The 10,696-nt window shown below is 54.6% G+C and carries 9 protein-coding genes and 1 pseudogene; 5 read left to right on the plus strand and 5 right to left on the minus strand.

The features are described from left to right. Positions 1-87: 87 nt before the first annotated feature. Together WBC85_RS13185 and WBC85_RS13190 are read left to right on the plus strand one after the other, a co-directional pair. Positions 88-1,302, plus strand: coding sequence for an NADP-dependent isocitrate dehydrogenase (locus tag WBC85_RS13185; protein ID WP_424437973.1), 1,215 nt, complete (start codon positions 88-90; stop codon positions 1,300-1,302). A gap of 175 nt (positions 1,303-1,477) precedes the next feature. Next, positions 1,478-4,108 carry a calcium-binding protein gene (locus WBC85_RS13190; protein ID WP_424437976.1) on the plus strand — a complete coding sequence of 877 codons (2,631 nt, stop codon included), beginning with the start codon at positions 1,478-1,480 and terminating at the stop codon, positions 4,106-4,108. Positions 4,109-4,150: 42 nt separating this feature from the next. Here WBC85_RS13190 and WBC85_RS13195 read toward each other — a convergent pair whose 3' ends face one another. Then, positions 4,151-4,357, minus strand: a complete 207-nt coding sequence (locus WBC85_RS13195; RefSeq protein ID WP_424437979.1) for a DUF6356 family protein — start codon at positions 4,355-4,357, stop codon at positions 4,151-4,153. Between the two features lie 116 nt (positions 4,358-4,473). Here WBC85_RS13195 and WBC85_RS13200 point away from each other — a divergent pair, with 116 nt between their 5' ends. Both WBC85_RS13200 and WBC85_RS13205 read left to right on the plus strand, forming a co-directional pair. Next, positions 4,474-4,929 (plus strand): Lrp/AsnC family transcriptional regulator, encoded by a 456-nt coding sequence (locus tag WBC85_RS13200; protein ID WP_424437982.1) that lies wholly within the window; start codon positions 4,474-4,476, stop codon positions 4,927-4,929. A 10-nt stretch (positions 4,930-4,939) separates the two neighbouring features. Next, the gene (locus WBC85_RS13205; protein WP_424437985.1) at positions 4,940-5,275 is read left to right on the plus strand and encodes a DMT family transporter; all 336 of its coding nucleotides are present in this window, start codon (positions 4,940-4,942) and stop codon (positions 5,273-5,275) included. A 101-nt stretch (positions 5,276-5,376) separates the two neighbouring features. Here WBC85_RS13205 and WBC85_RS13210 read toward each other — a convergent pair whose 3' ends face one another. Then, positions 5,377-6,249: an NAD(P)-dependent oxidoreductase gene (locus WBC85_RS13210; protein ID WP_424437988.1), complete on the minus strand. Its 873-nt coding sequence runs from the start codon at positions 6,247-6,249 to the stop codon at positions 5,377-5,379. A gap of 107 nt (positions 6,250-6,356) precedes the next feature. Here WBC85_RS13210 and WBC85_RS13215 point away from each other — a divergent pair, with 107 nt between their 5' ends. Then, on the plus strand, positions 6,357-8,828 hold the full coding sequence (locus WBC85_RS13215) for a penicillin acylase family protein (protein ID WP_424437991.1): 2,472 nt from the start codon (positions 6,357-6,359) through the stop codon (positions 8,826-8,828). A 45-nt stretch (positions 8,829-8,873) separates the two neighbouring features. Here WBC85_RS13215 and hflX read toward each other — a convergent pair whose 3' ends face one another. From hflX to WBC85_RS13230, 3 genes and pseudogenes are all read right to left on the minus strand, one after another. Further along, positions 8,874-10,145, minus strand: a complete 1,272-nt coding sequence (gene hflX / locus WBC85_RS13220; RefSeq protein WP_424437994.1) for a GTPase HflX — start codon at positions 10,143-10,145, stop codon at positions 8,874-8,876. Continuing rightward, on the minus strand, positions 10,145-10,384 hold the full coding sequence (hfq, locus tag WBC85_RS13225; protein ID WP_072631698.1) for an RNA chaperone Hfq: 240 nt from the start codon (positions 10,382-10,384) through the stop codon (positions 10,145-10,147). The genes hflX and hfq overlap by 1 nt, the downstream gene beginning before the upstream one ends. A gap of 149 nt (positions 10,385-10,533) precedes the next feature. Further along, a pseudogene (locus WBC85_RS13230) lies at positions 10,534-10,696 on the minus strand (TrkH family potassium uptake protein); the annotation flags it as partial.

Below are 10,696 nucleotides of genomic sequence, written 5' to 3' on the forward strand. Positions count from 1 at the left end.
GAAAAGCGGCCCTTTCGTGAAACGTCATTTCCCTGTTAACCCATCTGGGGTAAGCAGCACCAAAGACCCGTTTTGAAAGGTGAAGTAATGAGCAAGATCAAAGTCGCAAATCCCATTGTTGAAATGGACGGGGATGAAATGACCCGTATCATGTGGGATTTCATAAAGAAAAAACTGATCGAGCCTTATCTGGATATTGATCTGCTTTATTACGATCTGGGCATTGAAGAACGTGATCGCACCAACGATCAGATCACCATTGACGCCGCTGAAAAGACCAAAGACGTCGGCGTTGCCGTGAAATGTGCGACCATCACGCCTGACGAAGCCCGTGTTGAGGAATTTGGCCTCAAACAGATGTGGAAAAGCCCCAACGGCACGATCCGTAATATCCTTGGCGGTGTGATTTTCCGTCAACCGATCATTTGCAAAAACGTGCCGCGTCTTGTTCCCGGTTGGACCAAGCCGATTGTTGTGGGCCGTCACGCATTTGGCGATCAATACAAAGCAACGGATATGAAGTTTCCGGGCGCCGGGACGTTGACGATGAAATTCGTCGGCGAGGACGGCACAGAGATCGAACATGAGGTCTACAAAGCCGATAGCGCGGGGGTATTCATGTCGATGTATAATATCGACAAGTCGATCTATGACTTCGCGCGCGCCTCTTTGAATTACGGTTTGAACTTGGGCTGGCCGGTTTACCTGTCCACCAAGAATACGATCCTGAAACAATATGACGGTCGTTTTCTCGAGATTTTTCAAGAGGTTTATGATGCGGAATTCGCTGATGCCTTCAAGGAAAAGGGCATTTGGTACGAACACCGCCTGATTGACGACATGGTCGCCTGCGCGATTAAATGGAATGGCGGCTTTGTTTGGGCGTGCAAGAACTACGATGGCGATGTGCAGTCTGACGTGGTGGCGCAGGGTTTCGGCTCGCTTGGAATGATGGCAAGCCAATTGATGACACCTGATGGCAAGATCGTTGAATCAGAGGCGGCGCACGGAACCGTCACGCGTCACTACCGCCAGCATCAGGCAGGTGAATCCACATCCACCAACTCCATCGCGTCTATCTACGCTTGGACCGGCGGGCTAAAGCACCGTGCGAAACTGGATGACAACGCGCAGCTTATGGGCTTTGCAGAAACGCTGGAACGGGTCATCGTGCAAACAGTTGAAGCAGGTCACATGACCAAGGATCTCGCGCTGTTGGTTGGACCGGATCAAGGCTGGTTAACGACGATGGGTTTCCTGGAAAAGATCGACGAAAACCTGAATGCTGCATTGGCAGGATAGTCTGTAAACATCACACAGAAACGGCGCCCATTCGGGTGCCGTTTTTTATTGGGCTTAACTTGCACCATTGTTTTCCCAATAAGAACAATCAATCAAATCCTTTCCACACCTCCTATTTTTTGCAAAGCTGACCCAAAGTAATGCATTTCGGTGCAAGTAATGAGTTGGGGGACTTATGCTATATCTATTGGCTTTGCTCGGTTTGGCCGCGGGCAGCACTTTCATTGGCAGCGCTGGCGATGATGAAATTATTGGCACCGATGATGGTGACGATATCCATGGTGCTGGCGGCAATGACGTCATCGAAGGCCTTGGCGGATTGGATTCGCTTTTTGGTGATGACGGCGATGATACAATCGATGGCGGGACGGGTGATGACGGCATAAATGGCGGTCTTGGCAATGACTACCTGATTGGCGGTCCCGGAAATGATATAGTGTCTGGCGACGCCGGTGAGGATCTGCTTGATGGCGGTGATGGCAATGACGTGATGATTGGCGGCGCTGGTAATGATGGCGGTCATGGCGGCGCGGGTGATGATACAATCGAAGGCGGCATTGGCGATGACATCTTCTCGGGTGGACTTGGCGCGGATTCCATGACCGGTGGAACTGGCGACGATGTTCTGCACGGTTTTGAATTTGGCACGCAAACCCCTGACGGCGGTGATACAATCGATGGCGGCGCGGGCGATGATCTTCTGTTTGGCGGTGAAGGACATGATTATCTGATCGGCGGCGACGGCGATGATATGCTGGACGGCTATCAGGATAACGACACGCTGCTTGGCGGCGCTGGTAATGATGAAATTATCGGGCACGAAGGCAATGACAGCATTCATGGCGGCACTGGCAACGATGCGATTGAGTCCGGAAGCGAAAATGACACTGTTTATGGCGAAGATGGCGCGGATTCGATCACCGCAGGCAAAGGCGATGATCTTGTCAGCGGCGGCCTTGGGAATGATGCTATCATCGGCGATGAAGGCAATGACACCCTACTTGGTGATGCGGGCGATGACATGCTTCACGGCGAATCTGGCAACGACATCATTGAAGGTGGCGAGGGCAACGACGAGATCAAAGCGCTCTATGATTCCGATACGGTTTCGGGCGGCAGCGGTGATGATACCATTTCCAGTGCCTCTTATGGCTCTATCCATGGTGCGCTGAGCGATGCAACTTTCGTTGGCTCTTTGCTTGATGGCGGCGCTGACAACGACAGCATCGATGCAGGTGCCAATGACACCGTTTTTGGCGGCACTGGCAATGACGTGCTTGATGGCGGGATTGGCGGGATCACGGCGGCAATTTCCGGCGGCGACGGTGATGATACAATTGACGCAGGCTACTTTGGCACGACGTCACTCGATGGCGGCAATGGCGATGATGTAATCCGCTCGGTTCAATACCTTGGCCGCGACGGAACCTATTCCGGCGGCACTGGCAACGATCATATCTCGTCGGCGAACAATGGCGATCACCTTATGCTTGGCGAGGAAGGCAACGACACGCTTTTTGCCGGCTATGGGCAATCCACACTTGATGGCGGCGTGGGTGATGATGTTTTGATCTCGGGTTTCCGCGGCGCTGAAATGATCGGCGGCGCAGGCAGCGATGTTTTTGCGCTTCACGCACAAAACCCCGATGCAGATTTGATTAGCCCGACCAACGGGATAGACACGATTGCCGATTTCTCTGCGGCGGAGGATACAATCGTACTTGTTCACAGCGCAGCTCATGCAGCGCCCCTGCTCTCCGAGCTGAGCTTTCGCGAGCTTGACGCAAGTGATCCAGATGCCCCCGCCACAGAATTGGTGCGTTTGCGCCCTGACGGGGAAGAAGAAATTCTGGCGATCCTACAGGGAGACTTTGAAGCGGGCGATCTTGACGTGAACCAAAATGTAGGGATCGGCTATCCAAGCGATGAACCTGACGAGCAATTGGATGCAACATCGGGCGCAGATAGCCTTGTTGGCACGCCAGCGTCGGATGTCATTGACGGATTGGCTGGCGATGACACGATTGACGGGCTTGCGGGCGCTGACACGTTACTGGGCGGGCTTGGAGACGATTTCCTGAGCACAGGCGATGATACAATTGTCTATGATAACTCCATGCCATTTTCGACACCACGCGGAGATGACGACTTTGCCTATGGCGGCGATGGAAATGATACGCTTGAAGCAGGTGCGCGCGATGCCAATCTGTATGGCGAAGCGGGCAATGATCTGCTCGTAGGTGGTCATGCGGGTGTTCAGGTCCTTTCTGGCGGTGACGGGGATGATACGCTTATCGGGGTCGAGGCGGATCGCATTATAATTTCGCAAAATGGAACGGTGGCAGAAGCTTCACGTCTCATCGGCGGCGATGGCGAAGATATCATTGCGCTGTCACAAGACTACGAGGCCTATGGTGGTTCAGGTTCGGATACGTTCATTGTGAATGACGGTTCGATTTGGGCACCCCAAATCATGGACTTCAATCTTGACGAAGATGTTCTGGTAATCGACTACCCGGAAGGATCAATTCCACCCGCATTTGAAGATCTGCGCTATCAATCCGTTCCCGAGTACTATCGACTAACCTATTTAGGCGTGCATCTGAACGTTGGCGTCGCTCAAGAGGATGGCAGCGTCAATTGGGTCGCGCGGATCGACAACTTGGGATATCGCGGTCCTTCGCCGTTTGATCCCTATAACTATCCCGTTGGCGCCGAGGTTTTGCGTCCCGAGAACATTGTTTTTGCTACGCCCTCTGAAATTGACGCCATGCTTGGGCAAACGCCAAACATGAATGTGGGCTAATAGCATTTTACGGCGCGCTCAAAATAGCGCGCCATGTCCGGCTCACTGCCCGCGATTATGCGTGCGCGCATATAGCATGGCAGTGATCCGGCTGGCTGTCTTTTCACATGCAGCCGGAATGAAGGCATGGATCAGTGCGGCGCCTGCTGCCAAAAACAAAAGCCCGGCAAAACGCAGCGCAAAACCCATATGCTCGAAATAGCTTTCATCGACGCTTTCGGGATGATCGATAAATATGCGGCGTAACATGGCTTTCTCCTGTTGGTATTTTCAGCAAAGATGCCATGCAATTGCTAAATCACATCCCAATTTATACGCATAAACGGCAATTGATTGGGAGATATTCCCATGATATCAATAAATCCATGGAAATAGATCAAATCGACCGCCGAATCTTGCGACAACTCCAATCCAATAGTGACGTCTCACTGGATGTTTTGGGCGAGGCCGTGGGCCTGTCCCGAAACGCTTGCTGGCGCCGTGTAAAACTGATGACAGACGCGGGAATTATCAAAGGCAGGGTCACGCTTCTGGACGCGGAAGCAATTGGCTTGCCGTTAACGGTTTTCATTCAAGTGCGCACAGACCGCCATACGGCAGAGTGGTCCGAAAAATTTGCCCGCGCCAGCAGGGCCTTGCCTCAGATCCAGGGCGTCTATCGCATGTCAGGCGAGCTGGATTATCTCATTCGCGCGCGGGTGTCGGATATGAAAGACTACGATCGGCTCTATCAAAAACTGACTGCATCTGTTCCACTTGCCGATGTCTCGGCCAGCTTTGTTATGGAAGAAATAAAAGAGACAACCGCCCTGCCCGTTTGAAAGGTCCTGCATGCCAACCCATTATCTTATCTTGCTTATCGCCGTTGCATGCGAAACCGTTGGAACCGCGGCACTACAGGCAAGCGCACAATTCACACGCTTCTGGCCATCGCTCCTTGTTATCATTGCCTACGCGGTCAGCTTTTACTTCCTTGCACTCGCGCTACGAACCATCCCGCTCGGCATCGCCTATGCGCTTTGGTCTGCACTTGGTATCGTGTTCATTGCGGGCATCGGTTATCTGGTTTACGGGCAAAAACTCGATCTGCCCGCGATCCTTGGCCTTGGCTTGATCCTCAGCGGTATCGTCGTGATCCACCTTTTCTCAAACGCATCCACCCATTAACCCTAACAGATATTAAGGTTAACGCGCCCCGCTTCTCTGGTCCGAAAATACCTCGGGGGAGGCTGATCTTCGATCAGACGGGGGCAGCGCCCCCGAACCCCTCAGCCCATCGCGCGCATACGCTTTATCAGGCTTGAAGTATCCCATCGCCCGCCGCCCAGCTTTTGCACATCTTTGTAAAACTGATCGACCAATGCGGTTACAGGCAGGCTTGCGCCCACCTCATCGCCCGCATCCAGACAGATCCCAAGATCCTTGCGCATCCAATCCACAGCGAACCCGTGCTCGAAGTGATCGTCGATCATCGTCTCATAACGATTGGCCATCTGCCACGAACCCGCTGCACCCTGCGAGATAACTTCAACAACCGCGCGACCATCCAGACCAGCCTTTTCTGCAAAATGCAGTGCTTCAGACAAGCCCTGAACCAACCCGGCAATCGCAATCTGGTTGCACATTTTGGTCATCTGACCTGCGCCGCTATCACCGATACGGCGGCACATTTTGGAATAGGCCGCAATGACCGGCTCTGCGCGCTCATAGGCACCAGCGTCGCCGCCACACATGACAGACAAAACACCGTTCTCTGCGCCAGCTTGTCCGCCAGAAATCGGGGCATCAACGAAACTGATCTGCGCGGCATCGGCTTTCTCGTAAAGCTCGGCAGTTACCTTTGCGGAAACGGTCGTATGATCCACAAACACAGCGCCATCGCTCATGCCTGCAAATGCCCCGTCCGCGCCAAGGCAAACCGAACGCAGATCGTCATCATTGCCAACGCAGCAGAACACAAAATCCGCGCCCTCTACCGCTTCGCGCGGCGTAGCCGCAAAACGTCCGCCATGCTCATCGGCCCAAAGACGGGCCTTTTCAACGGTTCGGTTATAGACAGTGACCTCATGGCCCGCTTTTTTCAAATGGCCGGCCATCGGATATCCCATGACGCCAAGTCCCAAGAATGCACATTTTGTCATCGGCTTTTCCCTTCTCTCTAATTACCCTAAACCATGTGTCGAACCTGCACGGTTTTGACAAGTGTTTTGACCGTGATGATTCCCCGACGTTTAGGAGTAACGACAAAATGGTGGTGATTTTTCGCTGGGCTTTGCGCCTCACGGGCGGCGCTATTATCGCCACTGTGTTGGCTGCGCTTCTTGCGTATTTCCTTGCGGCGCGCTCACTGCCTGACTACACCAAGACGTTGCAGGTTGATGGCGTCACCAGCACTGTCGAAATCGTGCGCGATAACGCCAACGTGCCGCATATTTTCGCCAGCAATGATGCGGATGTGTTTTACGGGCTTGGCTATGCCCACGCGCAAGACCGTTTGTGGCAAATGACCATGCTGCGCCGCACCGCGCAGGGCCGCCTGTCCGAGGTTTTCGGCGCGCGCACACTTTCGATTGATAAAATGCTCCGTCGCCTCGATCTGTATCGCCTTGCCAGCGCATCGGTGGATAGTCAGGACGCGCGCACCAGCGAAGCGCTCAACGCCTATGCGGCGGGCGTAAATATGCGCATTGCAGAGATCAATGAAAACGCGTTGGGGCGCGGCGCGCCCGAAATGTTCCTCTTTGGCGCGCCTGTTTCTCCGTGGCGCCCTGCGGATTCCCTGGCAGTGATTAAATTGATGGCGTTGCAGCTCTCTGGCCACCTTCAAGACGAAGTTCTGCGCGCACGCACTTCATTGATCCTGCCTGACGAAGCACGCCTGTCCGACATCCTGCCAGACATGCCGGGCACTGGCATTGCCGCCCTGCCCAAGTATTCCACTTTGTTTGATACCCCCCTGCCGCGCTATGCTGAGGCACCGCTCGAACGTGACCCCCTGCATCCCGTGCCAGAGCGCGGCCTTGCCGGCGCCTCTAACGCTTGGGCTGCCGCGCCGACGCGCTCGGCCTCTGGGGGCACATTGATGGCCAATGACCCGCATCTGGGCCTGACGGCACCGTCTATTTGGTATCTTGCACGACTAGAGCTGGAAGCAGGCGGTGTCATCGGCGGCACGATCCCGGGCATGCCTGTGGTCCTGGCTGGCCGAAGCGCCGTGCTGGGCTGGGGCGTTACATCATCCTATCTGGACGATCAGGACCTTTTTATCGAACAGTTAAACCCCGACAACCCAGAAGAATATCTGACACCCGAAGGGTTCAAATCCTTCGAAACACGCAAATCCATCATCAATGTAAAAGACAGCGAACCTGTTACCATCACATTGCGCTGGACAGACAATGGCCCCGTCCTGCCCGGCTCCGATTTCTCGCTAAGCACGATAACGCCCACAGGCCATGTCGTTGCCCTGTCTTGGACCGCGCTTAGCCCGCGCGATACCTCGCTCAGTGCAGCAATGGGCATCATGCAAGCGGCCGATGTGCAAAGCGCGCTGGTCAATGCAGAAGCCTACATCGCGCCCTCGCAAAACCTGACGCTTGTCGACAAAGAAAAGATCGCGCTGAAACTTATCGGTGCCATGCCACAACGCAATCCCGCCCATCAAAGCAAGGGACGCATGCCAAGCCCGGGCTGGATCGCGGACAACCGTTGGAACGGCACGCTACCGGCAACCACAAATCCGGAGTTTATGACGCCCGAAGGCGGCATTTTGGGCAATACCAATAACAAATTGGTAGAACGCCCCTTCCCTGTGCACGTCAGTTATGAATGGGGCGACAGCCAGCGGATACAGCGCTGGCAGCGGTTGATGCAGAACCGTCAGGTCCATACACGCGACAGCTTTGTCGAAGCGCAACTGGACACCGTAAGCTTTACCGCGCGCACGCTTTTGCCTTTGATTGGCGCCGATCTGTGGTTCACGGGCGAGCCTGCACCAAATGGAACCCCCGAACGCAAACGCCAGATCGCGCTAGAGCTTTTGGCGAATTGGACAGGTGAAATGAACGAACACCTGCCCGAACCCTTGATCTATTCCGCCTGGCTGCGCGCCTTGCAAGAGCGCTTGATCCAGGACGAATTGGGTCCCTTGGCCAAGGAATTCAAACACGTAGAACCGTTGTTCGTAGAGCGTGTGTTCCGCGACATCAAAGGCGCAAGCGTCTGGTGCGATATCCTGCAATCCTCACCTAAAGAAACCTGCACAGATATTGCGCGTATGTCTCTGGATGCGGCAATCCTATGGCTGGAAGAAAACTACAGCACCGATCTGGCGTCTTTGCGTTGGGGCGATGCCCATCAGGCCACGCATGACCATGAAGTTCTCGGCGATGTCCCCGTGCTGCGTTATTTCGTGAACATTCGCCAATCCACCTCGGGCGGCGACAACACCCTTATGCGGGGCCGCACCAAGGGCGGAGCGGGCAAAGAGGCATTCCTGAACGTGCACGGCGCGGGCTATCGCGGCGTTTATGATTTCGCCGATCCTGACAGTTCCCTTTTTGTGATTTCAACGGGGCAATCGGGGCATCTGTTCTCGCGCCATTACGACGATCTCGGCGCGCTTTGGCGGCGCGGTGAGTATATTCCGATGTCACTGGATCAAGGGCTGGCGCGCGCCGCCTCTGTTGGCGTTACACTCTTGGAACCAAAAGCAAACTAGGCATTTCTTCTCACTGGGAATATCCCCGCCAGCGGCGAAAAACGCTTAGAGTGCTTGAAATTGCGCGCGATCTTTGGCTTTCCAGCGAAGGTCCAGCTCAAAGCCGCTTTCGCCTTGGCGCTCGGCCTCGACCAAAGAACGCTCAAACAGCCATGCGCGCGCCTTGCCCTTTGAATAGGGCAGCACAATCGTCTCTTCGATGATCTCGCCTTCCAGGGCCTCTTCAACAGCTGCGACAAATTCCTTCAGACCCTGACCTGTGATCGATGACAGGGCAAGAACATCATCATGGCGCGCGGCACGGGCGAGAACGGCGTCCTGCTCATCCGCATCCAGCAGGTCGATCTTGTTCCAAACCTCCAGTTGCTTGGACCCTTCACCAACCCCAAGCGAGGTCAGGATTGTGCGCACATCCGCGGCTTGCTCTTCACTTCCCTCATGGGAAATATCGCGCACGTGGACAATGAGATCCGCGGCAAGCACTTCTTCCAGCGTTGCACGGAACGAGGCAACAAGCTCGGTCGGCAGATCAGAAATAAAACCAACCGTATCGGATAGAATAACTTGCGGACCATCGGGCAATTCCACCGCGCGCATCGTCGGATCAAGCGTGGCAAACAACATGTCCTTGGCAAAAACATCAGCGCCTGTCAGGCGGTTGAACAGCGTTGATTTACCTGCGTTGGTATAGCCAACCAGTGCGACAATCGGAAACGGCACCTTTGCACGCGCATCGCGGTGCAGCGCGCGGGTCTTTACGACTTTTGACAGCTTTCGGCGCAGGCGCACCAATTGATCGTCAATCGCGCGGCGATCGGATTCAATTTGCGTTTCGCCCGGTCCACCAACAAACCCAAGCCCGCCGCGCTGGCGTTCAAGGTGGGTCCAAGCGCGCACAAGGCGGGTGCGCTGGTAGCTGAGAGCAGCCATTTCGACCTGTAGCACACCTTCACTGGTGCGCGCGCGATCCGAGAAAATCTCAAGAATAAGCCCGGTGCGATCCAGCAACTTGACGCCCCATGCCTTTTCCAGATTGCGCTGTTGGACTGGCGTAACGGGACCATCTATCAGGACCAGATCAATCTCGTGTGCGTCAAATATCTGATGCAGCTCTTCAATCTTGCCAGACCCGAACAAATGCCCTGCGTGCGGTTTTGGCAACCGCACAATCGTTTGGCCCTGCACGTCCAATCCGGGCAAGGCTTCGGCCAAAGCAACAGCTTCTGCCAGCGCCGGCTCGGGCAAGCGGCGCTCGTTGTTGTTTTTTATGTCAGGATGCAGAACCCATGTCCGGGTCACTGACGGACCATGTTCCATCAGTTAGCGTCTTCGCCCTCGTACAGGCTGATCGGCTGGCTTGGCATGATCGTAGAAATCGCATGCTTGTAAACCAGCTGGGATTGCCCATCACGGCGCAACAGGACGCAGAAATTGTCGAACCACGTAATCACACCCTGCAACTTCACTCCGTTAATCAGAAATACGGTCACGGGGACTTTGGTTTTGCGGACGTGATTCAGAAACGCGTCTTGCAGGTTTTGTCTATCAGTAGCCATTTGGGCATGCCTTTATTCTTGCGAGTATTATTCGGGCGCAGCAAAAAGCCCTGCAATCAGGGCAATCGTCATCCCAAAAGTATGTCGGCTTGCGAAGGGAGTTTCCAGCGGTTTTTTGAGTGAAGACGAAACAATCTTTCGGCAGGCTGTCATTTCCGCCAGAGTTCGGGCGTCATAAGCGCGATAATGGCAAGCGTTTCAAGGCGCCCAAGCACAGTTGCGGCCGCAAAGCACAGTTTCGCAGCGACCGGCAGATCATTCAGAACAATAGGAACAGTGCCCGCAACATCCAATAGCGGACCAGTTGTAGAA

This window comes from Planktotalea sp., assembly GCF_049680325.1.
Classification (GTDB): domain Bacteria; phylum Pseudomonadota; class Alphaproteobacteria; order Rhodobacterales; family Rhodobacteraceae; genus Planktotalea.

What these genes read in the sequence shown, in the direction of transcription:
- WBC85_RS13210 (WP_424437988.1), bottom strand. Translation starts at nt 6,249, where the DNA reads ATGACAAAATGTGCATTCTTGGGACTTGGCGTCATGGGATATCCGATG.
- WBC85_RS13200 (WP_424437982.1), top strand. Translation starts at nt 4,474, where the DNA reads ATGGAAATAGATCAAATCGACCGCCGAATCTTGCGACAACTCCAATCC.
- hfq (WP_072631698.1), bottom strand. Translation starts at nt 10,384, where the DNA reads ATGGCTACTGATAGACAAAACCTGCAAGACGCGTTTCTGAATCACGTC.
- WBC85_RS13190 (WP_424437976.1), top strand. Translation starts at nt 1,478, where the DNA reads ATGCTATATCTATTGGCTTTGCTCGGTTTGGCCGCGGGCAGCACTTTC.
- WBC85_RS13205 (WP_424437985.1), top strand. Translation starts at nt 4,940, where the DNA reads ATGCCAACCCATTATCTTATCTTGCTTATCGCCGTTGCATGCGAAACC.
- hflX (WP_424437994.1), bottom strand. Translation starts at nt 10,145, where the DNA reads ATGGAACATGGTCCGTCAGTGACCCGGACATGGGTTCTGCATCCTGAC.
- WBC85_RS13215 (WP_424437991.1), top strand. Translation starts at nt 6,357, where the DNA reads ATGGTGGTGATTTTTCGCTGGGCTTTGCGCCTCACGGGCGGCGCTATT.
- WBC85_RS13185 (WP_424437973.1), top strand. Translation starts at nt 88, where the DNA reads ATGAGCAAGATCAAAGTCGCAAATCCCATTGTTGAAATGGACGGGGAT.
- WBC85_RS13195 (WP_424437979.1), bottom strand. Translation starts at nt 4,357, where the DNA reads ATGTTACGCCGCATATTTATCGATCATCCCGAAAGCGTCGATGAAAGC.